Annotated in this window: 22 protein-coding genes; 8 read left to right on the top strand and 14 right to left on the bottom strand. The window is 41.8% G+C overall.

Annotated features, from left to right (window positions below; translation table 11 throughout):
• The coding region (locus tag PLH26_RS10225) for a hypothetical protein (protein WP_324585915.1) at positions 1 to 184 on the bottom strand (184 nt) is incomplete at its 3' end.
• 54 nt (positions 185 to 238) lie between these two features.
• A complete protein-coding gene (locus tag PLH26_RS10230) occupies positions 239 to 1,603 on the bottom strand; it encodes a TrpB-like pyridoxal phosphate-dependent enzyme (protein ID WP_324585916.1) in 1,365 nt (454 codons plus the stop codon).
• A 246-nt stretch (positions 1,604 to 1,849) separates the two neighbouring features.
• On the opposite strand from PLH26_RS10230, the gene PLH26_RS10235 reads away from it, so the two are divergent.
• From PLH26_RS10235 to PLH26_RS10245, 3 genes are all read left to right on the top strand, one after another.
• The gene (locus tag PLH26_RS10235) at positions 1,850 to 2,068 is read left to right on the top strand and encodes a hypothetical protein (protein ID WP_324585917.1); all 219 of its coding nucleotides are present in this window, start codon (positions 1,850 to 1,852) and stop codon (positions 2,066 to 2,068) included.
• 221 nt (positions 2,069 to 2,289) lie between these two features.
• Positions 2,290 to 2,562: a hypothetical protein gene (locus PLH26_RS10240; protein WP_324585918.1), complete on the top strand. Its 273-nt coding sequence runs from the start codon at positions 2,290 to 2,292 to the stop codon at positions 2,560 to 2,562.
• Positions 2,563 to 2,579: 17 nt separating this feature from the next.
• Positions 2,580 to 2,771, top strand: coding sequence for a hypothetical protein (locus PLH26_RS10245; RefSeq protein WP_324585919.1), 192 nt, complete (start codon positions 2,580 to 2,582; stop codon positions 2,769 to 2,771).
• A gap of 283 nt (positions 2,772 to 3,054) precedes the next feature.
• On the opposite strand, the gene PLH26_RS10250 is transcribed toward PLH26_RS10245, so the two are convergent.
• From PLH26_RS10250 to PLH26_RS10290, 9 genes are all read right to left on the bottom strand, one after another.
• Positions 3,055 to 3,291, bottom strand: coding sequence for a hypothetical protein (locus PLH26_RS10250; protein ID WP_324585920.1), 237 nt, complete (start codon positions 3,289 to 3,291; stop codon positions 3,055 to 3,057).
• Positions 3,288 to 3,497: a YgaP family membrane protein gene (locus tag PLH26_RS10255; RefSeq protein WP_324585921.1), complete on the bottom strand. Its 210-nt coding sequence runs from the start codon at positions 3,495 to 3,497 to the stop codon at positions 3,288 to 3,290. Before PLH26_RS10255 ends, PLH26_RS10250 begins: the two co-directional genes overlap by 4 nt.
• Positions 3,498 to 3,696: 199 nt before the next feature.
• Positions 3,697 to 3,873, bottom strand: coding sequence for a hypothetical protein (locus PLH26_RS10260; RefSeq protein WP_324585922.1), 177 nt, complete (start codon positions 3,871 to 3,873; stop codon positions 3,697 to 3,699).
• Entirely contained in the window at positions 3,866 to 4,180 is a 315-nt protein-coding gene (locus tag PLH26_RS10265) for a rhodanese-like domain-containing protein (RefSeq protein WP_324585923.1), read from the bottom strand. The genes PLH26_RS10260 and PLH26_RS10265 overlap by 8 nt, the downstream gene beginning before the upstream one ends.
• A gap of 11 nt (positions 4,181 to 4,191) precedes the next feature.
• Positions 4,192 to 5,610, bottom strand: a complete 1,419-nt coding sequence (locus PLH26_RS10270; protein WP_324585924.1) for an MBL fold metallo-hydrolase — start codon at positions 5,608 to 5,610, stop codon at positions 4,192 to 4,194.
• A 51-nt stretch (positions 5,611 to 5,661) separates the two neighbouring features.
• Positions 5,662 to 5,967, bottom strand: a complete 306-nt coding sequence (locus PLH26_RS10275) for a hypothetical protein (protein WP_324585925.1) — start codon at positions 5,965 to 5,967, stop codon at positions 5,662 to 5,664.
• A 21-nt stretch (positions 5,968 to 5,988) separates the two neighbouring features.
• On the bottom strand, positions 5,989 to 6,612 hold the full coding sequence (locus PLH26_RS10280; RefSeq protein WP_324585926.1) for a Crp/Fnr family transcriptional regulator: 624 nt from the start codon (positions 6,610 to 6,612) through the stop codon (positions 5,989 to 5,991).
• Positions 6,613 to 6,778: 166 nt separating this feature from the next.
• Entirely contained in the window at positions 6,779 to 7,465 is a 687-nt protein-coding gene (locus PLH26_RS10285; protein WP_324585927.1) for a RagB/SusD family nutrient uptake outer membrane protein, read from the bottom strand.
• A 271-nt stretch (positions 7,466 to 7,736) separates the two neighbouring features.
• Complete coding sequence (locus PLH26_RS10290; protein WP_324585928.1) at positions 7,737 to 8,024, bottom strand: hypothetical protein; 288 nt, start codon at positions 8,022 to 8,024, stop codon at positions 7,737 to 7,739.
• 348 nt (positions 8,025 to 8,372) lie between these two features.
• Here PLH26_RS10290 and PLH26_RS10295 point away from each other — a divergent pair, with 348 nt between their 5' ends.
• From PLH26_RS10295 to PLH26_RS10315, 5 genes are all read left to right on the top strand, one after another.
• Entirely contained in the window at positions 8,373 to 8,948 is a 576-nt protein-coding gene (locus tag PLH26_RS10295; protein WP_324585929.1) for an RNA polymerase sigma factor, read from the top strand.
• Positions 8,949 to 9,058: 110 nt separating this feature from the next.
• Positions 9,059 to 10,288 carry a FecR family protein gene (locus PLH26_RS10300; protein WP_324585930.1) on the top strand — a complete coding sequence of 410 codons (1,230 nt, stop codon included), beginning with the start codon at positions 9,059 to 9,061 and terminating at the stop codon, positions 10,286 to 10,288.
• Positions 10,289 to 10,478: 190 nt separating this feature from the next.
• Complete coding sequence (locus tag PLH26_RS10305; protein ID WP_324585931.1) at positions 10,479 to 13,817, top strand: SusC/RagA family TonB-linked outer membrane protein; 3,339 nt, start codon at positions 10,479 to 10,481, stop codon at positions 13,815 to 13,817.
• A 12-nt stretch (positions 13,818 to 13,829) separates the two neighbouring features.
• A complete protein-coding gene (locus PLH26_RS10310) occupies positions 13,830 to 15,203 on the top strand; it encodes a RagB/SusD family nutrient uptake outer membrane protein (protein WP_324585932.1) in 1,374 nt (457 codons plus the stop codon).
• Positions 15,204 to 15,257: 54 nt separating this feature from the next.
• Positions 15,258 to 16,565, top strand: a complete 1,308-nt coding sequence (locus tag PLH26_RS10315; RefSeq protein ID WP_324585933.1) for a hypothetical protein — start codon at positions 15,258 to 15,260, stop codon at positions 16,563 to 16,565.
• 56 nt (positions 16,566 to 16,621) lie between these two features.
• Here the strand turns inward: PLH26_RS10315 and PLH26_RS10320 are convergent, their stop codons facing one another.
• The 3 genes from PLH26_RS10320 to PLH26_RS10330 all read right to left on the bottom strand — a co-directional run bounded on the left by PLH26_RS10320 (position 16,622) and on the right by PLH26_RS10330 (position 18,538).
• A complete protein-coding gene (locus tag PLH26_RS10320) occupies positions 16,622 to 16,930 on the bottom strand; it encodes a hypothetical protein (protein WP_324585934.1) in 309 nt (102 codons plus the stop codon).
• Positions 16,931 to 16,994: 64 nt separating this feature from the next.
• Positions 16,995 to 17,459: a MauE/DoxX family redox-associated membrane protein gene (locus tag PLH26_RS21760; RefSeq protein WP_502876378.1), complete on the bottom strand. Its 465-nt coding sequence runs from the start codon at positions 17,457 to 17,459 to the stop codon at positions 16,995 to 16,997.
• A gap of 125 nt (positions 17,460 to 17,584) precedes the next feature.
• Positions 17,585 to 18,538 (bottom strand): helix-turn-helix transcriptional regulator, encoded by a 954-nt coding sequence (locus PLH26_RS10330; protein ID WP_324585936.1) that lies wholly within the window; start codon positions 18,536 to 18,538, stop codon positions 17,585 to 17,587.
• Positions 18,539 to 19,109: the final 571 nt, after the last annotated feature.

A 19,109-nucleotide genomic window follows, 5' to 3' on the forward strand; every position in this document is an offset into this window, starting at 1 on the left:
TTGATTCGGCCAATTCAAAAAGCTGGAAAGATACCGGGGTGGAGTGGAAGGAGAAGTGAGTGGTGAGTAGTGAGTAGTGAGTAGTGAGTAGTGAATGCAAAATTTGTGAAGCTGCCGGGGTTTTCCGGCAGCTTTTTTTCATCAGCAATTGTATGGACCATACACCGGCTGCTCTGCAATCCATTAAAAAAAGTGCAACATGGCTGCTGCACTTTTCTTTCTGAAATTATAAGAAATCCTAAATAGCAGGTGTATTCAACTCCGCCAAAGACGCATTGATGTCCTCCTGCGATACTTCATAATCCACCAGTTTTCCGCTAAGATATTGTTCATAAGCGCTCAGGTCAAAATGACCATGCCCGCACAGATTAAACAAGATCGTTTTGGAAACACCTTCCTTATCTGCCTGCTTTGCCTGTCGTATTACCTCTGCTACTGCATGTGTGGCTTCAGGCGCAGGAATAATGCCTTCTGCACCGGAGAACAATAAGCCCGCATCAAAACATTCCGTTTGGTTAATGGCCGCAGCTTCAATGATGTTATCTTTCAATAACTGGCTTACGATGGCGCCCGCTCCATGATACCGCAGGCCCCCTGCATGAATGGGTGAGGGAATAAAATTATGCCCCAAAGTATACATCGGGATCAATGGTGTCATACCAACGGTATCACCAAAGTCGTAACGAAAAGCGCCACGCGTGAGCTTCGGGCAGGAAGTGGGCTCTACCGCGATCGCCCTTATCTTTTTCCCACCCGTTAAATTGTTTTGCAGGAAAGGAAATGCGATACCCGCGAAATTTGATCCCCCGCCAAAGGGCGCCACCACGATATCGGGATAATCACCTGCTTTTTCCATCTGTTTCAATGCTTCCAGTCCTATAACGGTTTGATGCATCAATACATGGTTCAGCACACTGCCCAGGGAATATTTGGTATCATCGTGCGTGGCAGCTACCTCCACAGCTTCAGAGATAGCAATTCCCAGGCTTCCGGGTGAGTTCGGATCTTTTTCAAGTATGCTTTTCCCGGAATTGGTTAAATTACTGGGAGAAGCATGCACCGTAGCTCCCCAGGTGTTCATCATAATTTTCCGGTAGGGCTTTCCATCGTAACTCACTTTTACCATAAACACTTCACATTCTATTCCCAGCAGTTTACAGGCAAAGCTTAATGCACTGCCCCACTGGCCGGCGCCGGTTTCGGTTGATATCTTCTTTACGCCTTCTTTCATATTGTAATAAGCCTGCGGAACAGCGGTATTGGGTTTGTGCGAACCGGCAGGACTAACCCCTTCATACTTATAATAAATTTTAGACTTTGTGCCCAGCGACTTTTCAAAGTTATAAGCCCTGAACATAGGCGTAGGCCGCCAGATGGAATACAGGTTTCTTACTTCATCGGGTATTTCTATCCACCTGTCGGCGCTCACTTCCTGTTTGATCAATTCCATCGGGAACAGCGGCGCCAGATCTTCGGGACCAATGGGTTGCTGAGTTCCGGGATGCAGGGGCGGCAGTGGTTTATTGGGCATGTCGGCCATGATATTGTACCAATGGGTTGGTATCTCCGCTTCCTGTAAAGTAATTTTTCTTTGTTGTGACATAATATAACGGGGTTTTACCGATCAAGTTACTGAAAGATCAAATACAATTACCGAATAGTTTTGTTCCCCTTATTATAGCAACAAATTGCAGCGCAGGTTTATATCCTTATGGAACACCTGCAGTACGCCTCCTGTACAATATGCTGCAGGAAACGGATATCCAGGCCCTCTTTCATCAAAATGCGGCATCGGAATTGAAACATCATCAGCTTAGGATATCTGTTTTCATTTTTAATATGCTATCCCATGAGGTCCTATTCAAGTAAAAGCGGTAAAAAGTCGGGGGTTAGCGCCTACCATCCGGGAACCAATTTTATCACGGTTCAGTTCAACGGGAAGGAAGTGTATACCTATACTTATCGCAGCGCCGGCCGTGCCGCCGTTGAAGTCATGAAAAAGCTTGCCGCGGCGCAAAAAGGCTTAAGCACTTACATTGCACAGCACGATCCGCCATTTGAACAATGAATGGCGCCGGTTGATGCAGTTTCCTCAAAACAACTTCCTTTTGTACTGTACTTCGTTAAAAAACGGAAATCAGCTCCCATTGTTCGGGAAGTGAGAACATCTATAATGAATGTTCTAAATATCCGATTGTTGGTATAAGAGATCCGCATAAGTAATTTCTTATTTCAAATCAAGAACATTGCCGTTTCGCCGATATAGGTTTGCGGTATAAATTATTTTTTATGACAAAAGAAACCAACAAAGCCGGGCAAATTACGATTGGCTCTTTGCCCGAAGCTGCAGACACCAATGGATCTGCTGCGATGTTTGAATGTACAGTACCCGGACCAATTTTCTTCAGGGAAGTGGCCGATACCGTGAACAAAGCCGGCGCCGGATCCCGAAAAATCAGGAACAATAATGGCAAAGCATGGACTTGTGGCGGTTGTACCCCAAATAATATTTTGCCAGGTTTATTTTTTATAAATCTGAAGGCAGCAGAAACTAAAAATTAAACTTATAAAAAGATCATATGGACAAGTATCTGACAATGTTCTCTGAACATTTGGACGCAGCGTTTAAACCTGAAACATTATTTCCGGAAAAGAAAATCCGTGTCAGAGAATGGATACAACGAAAGTTCAGTACAGAAAAGAATGCAGAGAAAAACAATAAAAAAAGATCAGTAATAAATAATACCGCTGAGATTGAGCTGGGTTTCTGATTACCTCTCCTTACAAATATTTCTTAAAGCAGGTTCAAAAAACAGGTGAATGCTGCTTTACCGCAGAGGAATTGGATCGCCGGCCGTTGTATTGCGGAATACGAACAATATAGGTTGCATCAGGATTACCCGGCAAATCGGGGCAGAATCCCATAACCGCACCGTAAGTGGCACTGTAAACGGCTAAGATGTTAGGGAACAACCGCCTGAATTGCAGCAATAAATTCCAACAGAAACAACCTGCTGCACCGGTAACAGGTCCGGTCGTTATAAGCAATTTTTTTTAACGTATCTCTTCATAGGTTATATCTTCCGGTTTTTTATTGTTTCGTGAAACAGGTGTGTAGCCACAACCCGCAGACCCGCAACAACCTATGTTCAGCAAAGGCATTAAGGAGAACACCCCTCCTAACACCGCGATCATCCATTCGGCTGTTATGATGCCCTGCACCATAATAAAAATGCCTAAGGCCAATCGCAACGCCCGCATAAAATCCCAATTTTTCAAATACGCTTTCATTGTTTCTTTTTTTTATAAGTACTGATATGAAATGGCAAATACAGTGGGCAAAAACTTATGAATGAAGTAAGCAAAAACACTGCTGCCAGTATGCCCAGAATAATGGCCCACATGCCCGCAATAACATTTGTGAAATACAGGACCGCTATGGCCGCTGCTGTTAGTATCCGGATTGCCTTATCCGTTGCTCCCATATTCTTTTTCATGCTTTCTGTTTTTTAATCAGGTTAATAAAAACTTCAGTGCCGGCTCTTTGTGAAATACTGTTGTAACATCCGCCCATTGTTTTAATTGTGAATACCGGTTCAAAAATGAGTTTATACTCAAAGGCACTACCGCCAAAGGGTGGTCCCTCCTTTTCAAAGCTTGTATCAAACAACACGCCTGTGAGTTTTCCTTTCTCATTCAGTAAGGAAGCCGCTTTTTCTGCGTACTCTTTTCTTTTGTATGGTAATGGCGGGAGAGGCGCATTGTGTCCCAACCTGTTTCATTCTTTTCCCATCGCAGGTTCCGGTAAGCCTGGTCAAGCGGATTTTCGCATCGGGTTGCACAGCGCTGCAGCTTTTCGTTTTCTTTATTCATTCACCACCTGGTTTACATTTTGCCACGCTCCCCCGTTAATTACGTTCTGAAAGCCGGTTTGCTCCAAAATGCCTTTGGCCTGGCTGCTGCGGGCGCCGCTCCGGCAAAAAACTACGATGCTTTTTTTATTTTTGAATTTTGACAACTGGCTTTGCACGCTATCCAGCGGAATATTTACCGCACCTTTTACGCTGCCTGTGGAAAACTCCGCGGGTGTGCGTACGTCTACCAGGAAGGCGCCATTCTTTACAGCTTCCGTTAACCGGCTATTGTCTGTTTTTCCAAACAAGACCGAAAAAAAATTCATACTTCTATATTTTATACGTTGATGCAAGATGTTTCTTTACACGCGATTGTTTTACCGTCAGCTGCCAGCCATTCTTTTATTCCGCCTGAAAAGTTCTTCACGTTTCTGAATCCGTGTTTGGCAAGTACGGAGTAAGCAATTGCCGAACGGTCGCCTGCCTGGCAATAAATGATAACCTGTTTGTCTTTATTGATCTTATCCAGGTTGCCGGTGATGGTTCCGGCAAAAACACTGTCCGCACCCTCTATATGTCCGGCTTCGTACTCCGTTGCGCCCCGTACATCCACAATCTGTATATCATCTTTCAGGAGATACATTTTAAATTCATCTATAGAAATGACATCAGCCGTTTGCAGTTCAATGCCTAAACCGTTTACATCCGGAATGTAACCGTAGATATTATCCATACCGATGCGCATCAGTTTTCGTGTCAGGTCTTCCATTTGGCTGCCGTCAGCTACCAGTATAAATTGTTCCTGATAATTGAGCAACCAGCCGCACCACGTAGAAAAAGAGTCATTGTCCTGAATGCTGATGCTGCCGGGAATGAATCCTTTGGCAAAATCAGTTTTATTCCGGGTATCAATTACTTTGATGCCCTTTTGATAAGCGGAAAGAAATTGAGATTTGGATAATTCCGGATGCTTCGGTATTTCTATCAGCAAAGGACGGTCAACCCTGTTCAGGTATTTCATCATTGCAAAATATTTCGGAGGCTCGGGCTGGTCTGTCAGAAGATAATCCATAAAACCCTGTTCATCTTCACCATACCGGAACGCCCAATTGCGGATTTTTTCATAACCTGTCGTAGAGCTATGCACTGCTCCCAGTGCTTTTCCGCAGGAAGAACCTGCTCCATGCGCCGGCCACAACTGAACATAATCCGGTAAGGCTTCAAATTTTTTCAGTGATTGGAACATTTGCTTTGCACCCGCCTCTTTTGTACCCATCATTCCTGCCGCTTTTTCCAGCAAATCAGGACGGCCAATATCGCCTACAAATACAAAATCACCGGTAAGCAGCATTACAGGTTTGTCTGAAGCGGGATGGTCTGTTAGTAAAAAGCTGATGCTTTCAGGTGTGTGTCCGGGCGTATGAATGACCTCTAAGGTTAAATTGCCTACTTTAATAACATCTCCGTCTTTAATCCCTTTATGAGGAAACTGGTATTGCCAGTCTTCACCGCCTTCATCAGAGAGATACATCGGGGCTCCGGTAACGGCAGCCAGTTCTCTCGATCCGCAAAGGAAGTCGGCGTGAATATGTGTTTCGGTGATGTGGGTGATGCCAAGATTGTTTTGCTCTGCAATTTCCAGGTATATATCAATATCTCTCCGGGCGTCTATCACTATGGCTTCCCCGGTAGCCTGACAACCTATCACATAGCTGCCCTGTGCTAAGCTTTGATCATAAACGTGTTGGAAAAACATAATAATTTATTTTAAGCTCCTTTTGTTTTCAACACTGCAAATTTCTGATGATTATTTTCCCTGTACGGTTACTTTAGTTACAAAGCGCCGGAAGGTACTGTCTTTTACTTTATGCTGCAGGTTGTTGAGGCAGGCATCTAACCAACCGTACGGGAGCCAGCGTTCCGAAATCCCGGGGCTCTTTGTGTGAAGCAAGATGAAGAAAATAGAAAAAGGCAGCTGATAGTTCATTGGCTGTGGCATAGGGAAAGCGCCTGAACTGACTTTTTCGGCCAAACATACTGGCGCTACTGCCGGATCAATCCCGATACCGGATAACCCGCCTGAAGCAGATGCTGCAAATTTGCACCAGCTCAAAAATCTGTACAGCTGCTTTGATCACGCAAGGGTAATTTTATTTCTGCCCAGTTGAACCGTTCCGTTTTCTTCCAGTTGCTTCAAAAGTCGGGAAACCACAACACGGGCAGTTCCCAATTCGTTCGCCAATTGTTCGTGTGTAATGTTTAAGGTATTATTTCCGGTAAGATCCTGCTTCTTATACAATAATGTTAGTAATCGTTCGTCTACCTTTTTGAAAGCAATGGCATTAATGATCTCCAATAGTTCTTCAAAACGCTTGTGGTACAGTCGGAAAATATAATCCAGCCATTGGGAATATTCCTTGATGAACAATGACACTTTTTCCATAGGCAGGAAAAGTATTTCCGCATCTTCTTCCACCTCTGCTTTTACTTTACTTTTTTCGTTGTGCAACCCGCCTAAAAAAGACATGATACAACTTTCGCCGGCTTTAACATAATACAACAAAATTTCCCTGCCGTCTTCTTCTGTCCGGATCACCTTAAGCGTCCCTCTGATCACAATAGGAATAGCACGTATATGGGCATTTTCATTTAAAATAACGGTTCCTGCACCGTATTCTTTTTGTATGCTGTATTGATAAAGCTTTTCTAATAGTTCCGGTGATGATTTAAACTCTTCGATTTTTGCCAGTGACCCCATTATATCATTTAATTTTCCTAAAGATACCTAAAGATCGTTAACTCTTCGCCAGCGCGTCGTGCTGTCTGTATTCTTTCATAATCCGGCATAACCTGAGGCAAACGCTCCATCTATTAACAGTTACAATAAAGTCAGACCTTATAGCAGTTGCAACTGCGTAACGCCATCAAAAGCACACGAGGAAGGCGGACCATTGAAAAAGCGTTTCAAAAAAATCATCGATACCAAAAAATACATAAACACATATATTGCTCATGTTTTCATCAACCTTACAGGCTAAAAGAACTTCGCTGTTTCCCGGTACCGAGGTAGCAGTACCGTAATCATTCAGGGCATTGGGGTTGGGTTTCCCCGTACCTGCGCCCCCGGTATTGATGAGGGCATAACCATTTGCCTGTGCCCAGCTCAGCACGGCTTCGTTTGCCGCAATGGCTTTGTCCCAGCGCGTATTGTCCTGGCTTCCGAAGGAGATCATTTTATTGTTTTCTCCAAAATCAAGATAAGGAGCGCCGGTGTTGAACAGAGGGCGTGCCGCAAACTGCAGTGTTCTGGCTTTTATAGCCATAGCCGCGCCTTTTGTGAAGCGCCCGTAATATTGAGCAGACCATGTATCGGGTAATCCGGCGATGGCCTCATCACAAAGCGCCAGGATATAATCCAGCGTTTCCTGCAATGATGCGCGGGGAATATTCATATCATCATTGGGAAGAAATGATTTGGCAACAATGGGAACGCCTCCGTACCGGTAAAACATACCCATGCCAGTTCCAGCCCCGGGCCCGTTCACCACACAAAGAAGCCAATGCACCGGGCCAGCCAATCCCTGCGTGAAAGCCTGTATTTCTCGTTCCACCCGGAGCATACAGCCCCTCTACATCTCCATCTACTTTATTTGCATATTCCCGCTCTCCCGGTTTACCATACAGGGAAACTTCATACCCTTCTTCTACAAACCGACGACGGATCGTCCGGGGCTCATTGTATCCAATTAGCCTTAACAACGCTGTAAGAAAAACAGTATTGGTTGTTTGGAGTATCCCGGAATTGCCGTTGTTGCTAAAAGCACCGGTTGCTTTAATAGTAAGTTTTTTTCTTAAAATTTCCCTTATTCGCGGGACAATGCATCAGTTCTTATTTCTTTTTGGAACGCTTTGACTATTTAACTGACTAAGAATGGTCCTAATTATTATTTGTGGGTCAATCTCCAAAAGGTTCGCAAGGATAATGATATGTTTGATGGAAAACTCTTCAGGTTTGTAAAGTTTATTTACGTATCTGCCGTGGTTAATACCTAAATCTTTGGCAACCATTGTTGGATAAATTTTCTCAATATCTTTCATCCGTAGCACCTGCCCGCTTAAAAACATAGACTTAAGTGCCGAGTACTTCGTTTTCTTTTCTTCCTTAGTCATTGTAAAAATGAATAGGAAGAAATTTAGATTGATTATCAACGATAGTACTTTAAAAAATACATATAGTATGTAAAAACTAACATTATGTAAATTATTTGTTATCTTTATTTTCAGAAAAATAATTTGCGAATCTTCATATAACTAATTTGAAGCTTTCGCTTTGAGTCTCGACTTGGAAACCTCGGAAATTTTCATTAGACACGAGATGATAAGCAAGAGCTCACGTTTAGGCGTGGGCTCCCTTATTGTGTCTAAAGGCTCTCCGAGGGTCTCCAAGCCGGTAAGTGGAGTTCCGCGCCTTCTTATTACTGTAACTCCTATACATTTTATTTTAAAAAGCATTGTTCGTTGCAGAAAAAAGAAACCATATACGTTCCGGGAGATTTTGCCCTTAGGTTTCAGCAGGGAGACGAAACCGGCCTGCAATATTTCTTTGATGCGTATTACGGGTCGCTTTGTCTTTACGCCATACGCCTCACAGGTGATGAAGGCTTTGCCTGCGAAATGGCTTCGGAGGCTTTTTATCAAACATGGCGGCGAAGAAGCCAGTTTAATACTGCTGCTTCCATCAGAGCCTATTTATATACAGTAGTGAAAAACGGCTGCTCTAAGTTCCTGCGTAAAAAAGCTAAAGAAAAAACCGGGCATATTCCCTTTTTGCCGGATGCTGAGAAAACGGTTTACGAAGGCATTGTGTTTGCTGAAACGATCCGTCAGCTGCATCAGGCCATGGAAACCCTGCCCGCCCGGTGTTGCAATGTACTGCGGTCTTTATATGTAGAAGGTAAATCGATTTCAGAAACCGCCAAAGACATGCGTCTAACGGTAAGCACTATAAAATCGCATAAGCGTCATGGGCTCGACTTATTGCGCCGTAGGTTTATTCCTCTTATTATGCTCCCGTTCCTCCATTTTATGTTGTAAATTAATTCAAAAAAATCTTTCATTCTTCTCATCCTTTTTTCTCTTTTTGTACTCCTTTGTAATAGCAGGATGCAGAAAGATGAGCAGATATGATTGCATAACTTAGAACCATGAACACAAAAAACCATACTGTTTTTCCGGAGAACGGGCCTGATCCGTACCGTACGGCTTACCTGATAGCAGGATACATCAATAACGAGCTTACAGAGGATGAGCACGACGAGTTAGACGACTGGGTATCTGAAAATGACGATAACATGCGCCTGTTTGAAGTGTTGACTGATGAAAAAAACATAGAGGAATCACTGAAAACCCTCCGGCGTATCAACCCGGAATTAGAGTATAAGAACTTACAGCAAAGGATATTTGAAGATAAGCCATCCGGCATAACAAAGTTTAAAACAATACTGGCGGTTGCCGCATCGCTGGCGCTGATATTGGTTATATACTTTATTTACCGGTCGCAAACAGGTAAGCCTGGAAATGAAAATAATACTCTAATAGCAACCAACGATATTGCTCCCGGTGGACCACATGCTACGCTAACCGTTGCCGGGAAAGTTACGGATCTAAGTAAGTTACCCTATGGATTATTGCTTACGTCTGACTCAGCCAAACTGGAAAAAGACAGCGAGGGATTGATAAAATACGGCCCGGGAGTTAATGCCGGAACAACGGAGATCATGCATACGCTTACTACGCCTAAAGGCGGTCAATATAGTGTATTGCTGGAAGATGGCACCAGGATATGGCTGAACGCAGCATCATCACTGGTGTATCCTGTTAAGTTCATTGGTGAAAAACGTATAGTGCAGTTAACCGGTGAAGGATATTTTGAAGTAGCTGCAGCAGGAGATGGTAACAGCAAAAGACCTTTTATTGTGCAGGTTGGAGATATGCAGGTTACTGTTACGGGTACAAAGTTTAATATAAACGCTTACGGCAATGAGCCTTCAGCTAATACAACACTGCTGGAAGGAAGCGTAACGGTGTCTTCTGCAAATACGCCTCATATAACACTTGTTCCCGGCCAGCAGGCGCGTTATGCAGATAATAAGTTTGAATTAAATAAAACGGTTTCGGCAAACGAGGTTACGGCGTGGAAAAGCGGGGCATTTCAATTTAAAGACGCGGATATAAAAAGCATCATGCGCCAGGTAGAGCGATGGTACAATGCCACGGTGGTATATAAAGAAACGGTAGGTGGACACTTTAATGCCAGCATTAGCAGGGATGTTCCGGTAAGCAGGCTGTTGCATTATTTGCAGTTGACCGGCGAGGTTAGGTTTGAAATAAAAGGAGATACCATATTTGTTGAACCGGGAAAAAACAATAAATGAATTGAGATAAAGTATTTATTCCTATGGAACAGCCACCAGGGCAGTCCTGGATAAAAATGGTCAGCAGTAATTGCGATACTGCTGACCGGTGTCCGGGGTCAACCTGATTGCAGTTTTCGAATTGACGACATACAATTAATTAACCCTGCCTGGCGCTGCCAAACGGCAGTCAGGCAAACAAAACAAAGCTATGCAACAAACCGTTTATAGCCAAGAGAAAGGTTTGCTGTTGACTTACATCCGTAAAGTCATACTGCTCATGAAGCTAACTGGAATTTTTATCTTTTTCGTCTGTGTACAAATACAGGCAGAAGTGAACGGACAAACCGTTACACTTCATCTTCAGGACGCGCCACTAACCAGGTTGATTGAAGCCATAGAGGCGCAGACCGGTTACCGGTTTGTGTACCTGAAAGAACAGATGGCTCAAAGCCTCCCGGTAACGCTGCATGCGGTAAATAGGCCATTGCCGGCAGTACTAAAAATGTCATTTAAGGATCAGCCGCTGGATTTCATTATTGAGGATCAACTCATCATTATTCGCAACAAGAAAGCACAAAGAACAGTAAAGCCGATCCATGAATTAAGGGGCAAAGTAGTGAGCCCCGGCGGTGAGCCGATACCCGGCGTCAGCGTGAGGGTGAAGAATAGCGATAAGGCGGCCTTTACAGATGGATTGGGCGAATTTACACTACGGGAAATAGACAGTTCCGCTACCCTGGAAATATCCGGTGCGGAGATAGAAAAGATGGAAGTGAGGGTAAACGGGCGACATTATTTAACTATAACGGTAAAGGCCAGGATCAGTAACCTGGATCAGGTTATCGTAATGGCGTACGGACAAACCACGCGAAGGCTTAATACGGGTAATATTACCAAAGTAACAGCAGAAGAAATCGAACGGCAACCGGTAAGTAATCCGCTGGCTGCCTTGCAGGGCAGGGTACCTGGTATGATAATTACTCAAACCAGCGGAGTGCCGGGGTCGGCATTTAAAGTTGAAATTCGCGGCCGCAGTTCGTTAGACCTGAGTTTGTCGAGAAATGATCCTTTATTTATTATAGACGGCGTGCCATTTGAGCCGGGGAATAGCGCTATGAATAGGATCCCTTCAGCAGCTAATAACCCTACATCTATAAGTGAAGGCGGACTGAGCCCATTAAGCATGATAAATCCGGCAGACATAGAAAGTATTGAAGTGTTAAAAGATGGTGACGCAACAGCTATTTATGGCAGCAGAGCAGCGAACGGAATTATCATTATTACAACAAAAGCGGGAAACTTGGGAAAGCTTACTGTCAATGGGCGATTTTATACCGGCTTTTCCAAGATAAGCAGAACAATGGATATGCTAAAAACACCTGATTATCAGGAAATGAGGAAGGAGGCTTTTAAAAATGATGCTTTCACTCCTAACATATATAACGCGATGGATGTGCTAGTTTGGGATACTACAGCTTATACAGACCTAAAAAAGCTATTGATCGGGCGAGTTGCCCGAATCACAGACGCCCAATTATCTTTATCAGGCGGGAACGAACAGACCAGTTTTATTGTTGGGGCAGGATATCAGAAAGAGTCGACAGTATATTCGGATTCGTATTATAATGAAAGAATGTCTTTTCATTTTAAAACAAGCCACCAATCAAAAGATTCACGATTTAAGCTTTCCGCGAGCGGCAATTTTTCAAGCAGTAAAAACATCCTCCCTCCTACTGATTTCAGCATGTATATGTATCTTCCTCCCAATATTCCCCTGTATAACGAAGACGGTACTATCGCCTGGTCTGATGAAGGAGTCAATTTTTCTGACTTTGGATTTTCTAATCCGATCGCAGAATTCTTTAAAACGAATAAGTCAGGCGCAGAAAACTTTATGGGCAATTTATTAACGAGCTATGAAATATTTCACAACTTTTCCGTAAAAGCCAATGTTGGCTACAACTTCCTGCACTCAGAGGAGATAGCATTAATACCCAAAATAGCGCTTGATCCGACTTTGGGTCAAAAAGCTTCTTCCCGGTTTGCCAATAGCAGCACAAAAAGCTGGATTGCAGAACCTCACATAGAATACACGCTTCGTCTGGGTTCTGGGAAAGCCAATTTTCTTGCCGGAGGCTCCTGGCAGGATAAGGAATTCAATACCGTTAGCATAAATGCGGCCAACTACACGAGCGATCAGGTTTTGAATTCTATCGGTGCAGCAGGCAGTATAAAGGCTTTAAATACAGTAAGTACGTACAGGTATCAGGGGTTGTTTGGCAGAATAAGTTATAACTATGACAGCAAGTATTTGGCTAACATTTCACTCAGGCAGGACGGTTCAAGTAGATTTGGTCCTGGAAAAAGATTTACCAACTTCTTTTCCATTGGAGGAGGATGGATATTTTCAGATTATGAGATTATCAAAAACAATCTGCCATTTCTCAGTTTTGGAAAGCTGAGAGGAAGTTATGGGACTACTGGCAATGACCAGATAGGCGATTATAGATTTTATGATTTGTGGACGACGAGTACTGTTCAGTATCAACAAAATCCAGGGTTTTTTCCTTCTGCCCTGTTCAATCCAAATCTCAGATGGGAATCTACTCACAAATTTGAGCTTGCTATAGAAACAGGCTTAATTAGAGACCGATTGCTATTGTCGGCGTCTTATTATCATCATCGCAGTCGCAATCAACTTATCAGCTATCAGCTACCTTCACAGACAGGTTTTTCAGGAGTTATCAAAAATCTGGACGCCCTTGTAGAAAATAGCGGATGGGAATTTAGTCTTGCATCACGGATAATCCAATCTAAAAATTGGAATTGGAATCTCAATCTAAACCTAACTATTCCCAAAAATAGGCTTCGTGCCTTTCCCGGCCTTGAACAATCAAGCTATGCCAGTCAATATGAGGTCGGGAAGCCTATTGGGATAGTCAAGCGTTACCACTATTTAGGTGTAAACCCAGCCACCGGTGTTTATCAAGTAGAAGACGTAAACGAGGATGGTAACTATTCACCTGCTGACTACCGTACATTAATTCACACAAATCCCAGGTATTATGGGGGCTTTAACGTTACGATCCAATATAAAACAATTGAGCTGTCAGCCTTTCTCGAATTCAGGAATCAGATTGGTAGAAACTATCTTAGCCAATTGGCAGCAGGATACATACCTGGTACAGCGGCCAATCAGCCGGCAATTGTGTTGCAAAGGTGGCAGAAACCAGGTGATATCACAAACGTTCAAAAGTATTCCGTTGATGCAATTTCTGAAGCTGCTTTGGCATCAAGAATCCTTTTAAGCATATCCGATGGTATATATGGCAACGCTTCATTTGTAAAGTGCAGAAATATCCAGGTAAGCTGGAAAATATCGGATCATCTCAACAAAAATACCAAAATAAAAGGCTGCAAGCTTTATGTGAGTGGGCAAAATGTATTTACTGTTACAAACTTCTCCGGCTTTGATCCTGAAACCCAAAGCATTTACCAATTGCCTACATTAAGAACATTTGCTGCAGGTATTCAATTTACTCTCTAAAAAGATATGTCTATGCGATTTTCATATAAACCTTTCTTTATAATACCCATTTTTTTCCTGGTCTCCTGCGAAAAATTTGTCGATATTAACCCTCCGTCAACTCAAATATATTCGGAAGCGTTATTCAACGATAAAGATGCAATAGTATCTGCTGTAACAGGGCTGTATTCACAAATGTCTTCTCAAAGCAATACGATTCCCACAGGAGGACTTTCCTTGTATGGGAGCCTTTCCGCTGATGAATTGGTAAATACTATAAGTAATGCAGAACTTGACGTTTTCACACAGAACAGCTTAAGTCCCGCAAACGAATCGGTTATTTATGGAAAACTTTGGAAGCCAAGCTATTCATTGATTTATCATGCCAATAAAGTCCTTGAAGGGATAGAACTGAGCCATATTTCATCAAGTTTGAAGAACCAGTTGTCTGGAGAAGCGTTGGTCATAAGAGCATTAAACTATTTTTACCTTACTAATCTTTTTGGTGATGTTCCTTTGATCTTAAGTACGGATTTCGAAAAAAATTCAATACAACCAAGAATACCCCCTACTAGTATTTATGACCAGATCATTGAAGATTTGGAAAAATCAATCAACCTACTTGGCAATGAATATCCTTCTTCGGGGAGAGTGCGGGTAAACAAATACGCTGCGCATGCATTACTTGCAAGGGTTTGTCTATATGCAGGCAGACCGGAAAAAGCTTTAATCCATGCTGATTCCGTAATTAAAAACGGAGGATATGAAATGGAAAACGATCCGAATAATGCGTTTCTCTCTTCCAGCACCGAAGCAATATGGCAACTTATGCCAGTTAATTTATATCAGGATACACCCGAAGGTTATGTATTCGTACCGTATTCCAAACAAACCATTCCCGGTTATACTTTTCGCCCGTCATTTATTGCTTCCTTTGAGGATAATGACTTAAGATTTGATTCATGGATAGGTGTAAACACAATTAATGGCTTTAATTATTATTTCCCATATAAATTCAAGAATCGTGTAGGTGGACCTCCTTATGGTGAATACACATTGATACTACGTTTTGCAGAACAATTTTTAATAAGAGCAGAAGCCTACGCTTTAACAGGGAACCTTGATCTTGCAGTTAAGGACATAAATACAATTCGGCGAAGAGCATTGCTTCCGGAAGTCAATGTAACAAACCAGGATGAAGCAATAAGTACAATCATGCAGGAAAGGAAGTCCGAATTGTTTGCTGAATGGGGCCACAGATGGCTGGATTTAAAGAGACTGGGATTAGCAGGCTCAGCTTTAAAAGACTTAAAAGCGCCAAACTGGGATGCAACAGATGTTTTATATCCCATACCTTTTACAGAGCTTCAAACCAATCCTTTTCTAAACCAAAATGCGGGTTACTAGTTAGTGACAGGTAAAGGTCTACAGATCCACCGCGGAAAAAATTAACCATCAGAAATGATATATAAATTAATTATTGGCATACTATTGTCTTGTACCCTGTTGAAAATTTCCCATGCCCAGGAAAACTCCGAAGCAGAGGGAAGCACATTAAAAAAAGGGGATAAATTATCAGGGATTTGTTTCACCAACGTTATGAATTCGAATGTAAACAGGATTTGCCTTGCTCAATTCAAAAGTAAATCAATAATCCTCTTCTCCTGGAGCATTCGTTGCGGAAACTATCCTTCCTTGTTTAGAAAGATTAATTCTTTGCAGACTGAATTCAATGATAGCATCCAGATTCTAATGGTGAATCGGGAGGCGTTTTCAAAAACCAAAGAATTTTTTAAAACACGACCAAGACTGACAAAACCGAAAGTGCCTGTAATAGCAGGAGATTCTATGCTAAATAAGATATTTCCCGACAGAGGTTACGTACCGTGCATTATTATGGATAAAAACCTTACCATAAAATATTTTATAAATGACTACAACATTTCCAAAAATTTGATTACCGAGTATTTAGCCGGCAGAGATCTTAGAACTAAGGAACCAAACAATAACCTTCAAAGCTCTGCATCTCAATTCATCCAATATCAATCCAGTTTATCGAAATGTAATCCTTCTTTTGACGTGGGATTTACTGATGGAAAATTTACAGAAGCAGCCAAAGCACTAGTTGCGTATAATTGTTTACCCATAATAGAATTAGTCAGAAAGGCATATGAGCAAAATGGAAGATATGATTTTAGTAAGCCATCACTGTATGAAGTTCACCATAAAGACTCAGCCTCATTTTTCAGGCCCACAGACATGACCTTATATGACGATTGGATAAGGGAGCGTAGTTATTCTTACAGATTGGAAATCCCGGCAGATCATTACAATGACAGGTTTAAACTGATGCAGGAGGACATCGAAAGATACTTTTCTGTTTCAGTGAAAATTAAGACCAAGCCTGTTAGCTGTTGGGTATTAAAGGAAGGGGGATCCGGTCATTTACTATGTACAAATGGAGGAAGTCCTGAAGATTCTTTACTAATTCACACTATTTCTGACCCTGGCACAGCGTCAACTCCGATAATGAGAAACCAACCTTATTTCAAGTTTATTCAACGACTAAAATACCTTGTTGAGACGGCTACCAATATGCCGTTTATTAGTACTTTAGACGTAAACTGTAATATTGATATTCAATTTAGCAAAGAGACTTTTGACGAAAGATTACATATAGACCTGCTTTCAAAAGAATTAGCAGGATATAATATAGTTTTGAAGAAAATACGAGTGAAAATGCCTGTACTAATAATTTCTGAAAAATAAAAGAAGCTGCCTCTTGTATTTTTTATCAGACATAAGAAACAACTTCTTTTTGATCGTTAAGGCTTTTTAACCTGTTCTGCACCTAACCCTGCATAATTAGGAAATGATCCTTGTGGAATTTTCATTGCAAAACCCCGCAAGCAATCTGTTGTTGCTCCAGGCGCGCACGGAGAATGGGTTTCTGCATAAGATTTTGTTTGCTCTTGGCCACTAAACATTAGTGCACTTGCATCAGGTATTACTCCGGCGGAATTCACCTCATACCAAAACAATTCTGTAGTGCCACTTGACGATAAATTTGAGTTAAATGCACTCACCCCGATGGCAATTGCGATCACCACAATGCCCAATACATTCTTTTTCATGTGAAACATTTTAGATAGATAAATAATTGCCTACTCTTTTATACAGGTTTTCAGCTTACGCCTGTCACAATTGTTCAGGCCGGAACTTTTGTGATGGTATTGCAATACGGTACCGAGCTCTCCGGTGTATAAAAATGGTTACAGATGCTCCAGGCATCAAAATACAGTTAAGCCAAAAATGTTGTAACCAGGTAAATGAGCTTATCAATCCCACACATGTACAGGGTAGCACGGGAGTAAATAAGATCATGTATAGCAGGTATGCCGACAATAACAACAGATAAGCTAATGAAGCGATGAGCCCTGCTGATCTTGTTACTGGCGAAATGATTAAAACGGATAAAATCAACTCAAGTGCAGGAACCAGATATGAGAGGTAAATGGTATAGCCACCAAAGAGGTCTGTCGTGTAAAGCACTGCTATAAGTTTGTTGTGACTGATCACTTTCGACACTGAAGCATATGCCCATATGCCTGCAAACAGAGCGGCTATTATCTCTTCAGCTATCTTATTATTCTTTAACCTCATGATAAATCTTTTATGTTAAAGATTCATGTAGACGGCTTATTTTTAAATCGCTGTTGATTGTAAAATTGGCAACAATTATCAACTTGTAATAATTAATCAGTTACTGTCCGGAGACTAAAACCTTTTCAAATAGTTGATATGCCACTGGAGTGATAGGATCGGTAATCCCCCGGGGTGAATCCGGTTCTTTTACGGAATATGGTTATAAAGCTTGTTATCCGCTTGTATCCGGCAATAAATGCGATCTCCTTAACCGGCTTAGTGGTTTCAATAAGCAATTTCCTTGCAAGTTCTATCCGCCAGTGGAGTAAGCGCTCAAACCGTCCCATACCAAATACTTCTTTAAAGCCTGTTTTTAACTTATACTGACTTAGACCTGTTTTCAAAGACATCTCCGACAAACCTGTATGTTCAGATGGGTTGAATCTCATTTGGTTGTCAAGAGAATGAATAATATAATTCTCCGCATGGCTGAATCTTTCATTGTTTTGGCCCGTATTCCCCCAGGTTAGCGCTTCAAAAAGAAGTTCCCGTACTTTATTCTCATAGTAGAAATAAAGAAGGCCATCTTCGTACGGCGCATTCACCAGATCCTGCACTATTGAAGCCATATTATTGGTCATCATATTGGCTCTGATAGACAAGCCGGCGATAACACTTTCGGCAATTGTATCAATGAAAGAAGCGCTTAAATAAATATAAACGAACCGGTATTCTTCATTCTTTCTTGAGTATATTTCAAACGCCTTTCCGGAATCATTCCAAAAACTAAAAAAGCCGGGACGGATAATGTGCTTAGAACCGTCGCTTCTAATTTTGAAACTATTTTTTAAAGCTGTAAAGAAGTTTAGACCGGGCGGATTGGGATGCATAGACGTCCATACATTTTGCCAGCAATCTATGATTCCATAAATAATGAGAAAATCTTTTCCTTCAAATTGTTGAAGGATAATTCGTCCAAAATCATTACCAAGGAAATATTTGGGTCCTCCCGACAATACTTGATTAAGGCTGGCCTGCCTTTTCCACTGTCCCAGCAAAGCAGGTTCTTTTTGGTTTTGCAGAATATGTGTAATCATAGCTTAAACAGGGTTGTTTGAGTCAATTGATTAAAACTAAAGCAGCAAACAAGGTAAATGCCAATGGTTTTAAATTTAGCCAATCATCTTTAAACCCTCAGCATTTTAATCATTAATTCCGTCAAAATGATCTGCGCCGACCAATTGCGAAGCAGATGGAACATAAACCGAAACTATAACTTCCTCATATTCTGCTTTCATTGCCATAATTTTCGGGCGTATGTAAAACAGTAAATTTTCAAAAAATTAAATTGTTCCCAGCATGAGATCCTCGCAAACTCAATACTGAGAATATTTTCAAAAACTAACATTTATAACATCAAAGCGCTAACGAAAATGAATGCCAACGATCAAACAAAACGTATGAAAAGCGGAGTAAAAAGCTATTGATTGTTTTATGTGTAGCGGCGTTTTCAAAACTTTGTAAAATCAAAAGGTCGCCCAAAAGCGACCTCTATAACGGATTGATGATCAGTGCCCCAGGCGGGAGTTGAACCCGCACCCGCATTGCTGCAGACAGGATTTTAAGTGTCCGAAAATACTTTTCTTCATTTAACTTATGTGTGCTTAT

The sequence above is a fragment of the Agriterribacter sp. genome (assembly GCF_035444585.1).
In the GTDB taxonomy this organism is placed as follows: Bacteria; Bacteroidota; Bacteroidia; order Chitinophagales; family Chitinophagaceae; genus Agriterribacter.

Bases quoted from the DNA above. Each gene is read 5' to 3' on its own strand.
- PLH26_RS10230 (WP_324585916.1), bottom strand. From the start codon at position 1,603: ATGTCACAACAAAGAAAAATTACTTTACAGGAAGCGGAGATACCAACC.
- PLH26_RS10235 (WP_324585917.1), top strand. From the start codon at position 1,850: ATGAGGTCCTATTCAAGTAAAAGCGGTAAAAAGTCGGGGGTTAGCGCC.
- PLH26_RS10240 (WP_324585918.1), top strand. From the start codon at position 2,290: ATGACAAAAGAAACCAACAAAGCCGGGCAAATTACGATTGGCTCTTTG.
- PLH26_RS10245 (WP_324585919.1), top strand. From the start codon at position 2,580: ATGGACAAGTATCTGACAATGTTCTCTGAACATTTGGACGCAGCGTTT.
- PLH26_RS10250 (WP_324585920.1), bottom strand. From the start codon at position 3,291: ATGAAAGCGTATTTGAAAAATTGGGATTTTATGCGGGCGTTGCGATTG.
- PLH26_RS10255 (WP_324585921.1), bottom strand. From the start codon at position 3,497: ATGAAAAAGAATATGGGAGCAACGGATAAGGCAATCCGGATACTAACA.
- PLH26_RS10260 (WP_324585922.1), bottom strand. From the start codon at position 3,873: ATGAATAAAGAAAACGAAAAGCTGCAGCGCTGTGCAACCCGATGCGAA.
- PLH26_RS10265 (WP_324585923.1), bottom strand. From the start codon at position 4,180: ATGAATTTTTTTTCGGTCTTGTTTGGAAAAACAGACAATAGCCGGTTA.
- PLH26_RS10270 (WP_324585924.1), bottom strand. From the start codon at position 5,610: ATGTTTTTCCAACACGTTTATGATCAAAGCTTAGCACAGGGCAGCTAT.
- PLH26_RS10280 (WP_324585926.1), bottom strand. From the start codon at position 6,612: ATGGGGTCACTGGCAAAAATCGAAGAGTTTAAATCATCACCGGAACTA.
- PLH26_RS10290 (WP_324585928.1), bottom strand. From the start codon at position 8,024: ATGACTAAGGAAGAAAAGAAAACGAAGTACTCGGCACTTAAGTCTATG.
- PLH26_RS10300 (WP_324585930.1), top strand. From the start codon at position 9,059: ATGAACACAAAAAACCATACTGTTTTTCCGGAGAACGGGCCTGATCCG.
- PLH26_RS10305 (WP_324585931.1), top strand. From the start codon at position 10,479: ATGCAACAAACCGTTTATAGCCAAGAGAAAGGTTTGCTGTTGACTTAC.
- PLH26_RS10310 (WP_324585932.1), top strand. From the start codon at position 13,830: ATGCGATTTTCATATAAACCTTTCTTTATAATACCCATTTTTTTCCTG.
- PLH26_RS10315 (WP_324585933.1), top strand. From the start codon at position 15,258: ATGATATATAAATTAATTATTGGCATACTATTGTCTTGTACCCTGTTG.
- PLH26_RS10320 (WP_324585934.1), bottom strand. From the start codon at position 16,930: ATGAAAAAGAATGTATTGGGCATTGTGGTGATCGCAATTGCCATCGGG.
- PLH26_RS21760 (WP_502876378.1), bottom strand. From the start codon at position 17,459: ATGAGGTTAAAGAATAATAAGATAGCTGAAGAGATAATAGCCGCTCTG.
- PLH26_RS10330 (WP_324585936.1), bottom strand. From the start codon at position 18,538: ATGATTACACATATTCTGCAAAACCAAAAAGAACCTGCTTTGCTGGGA.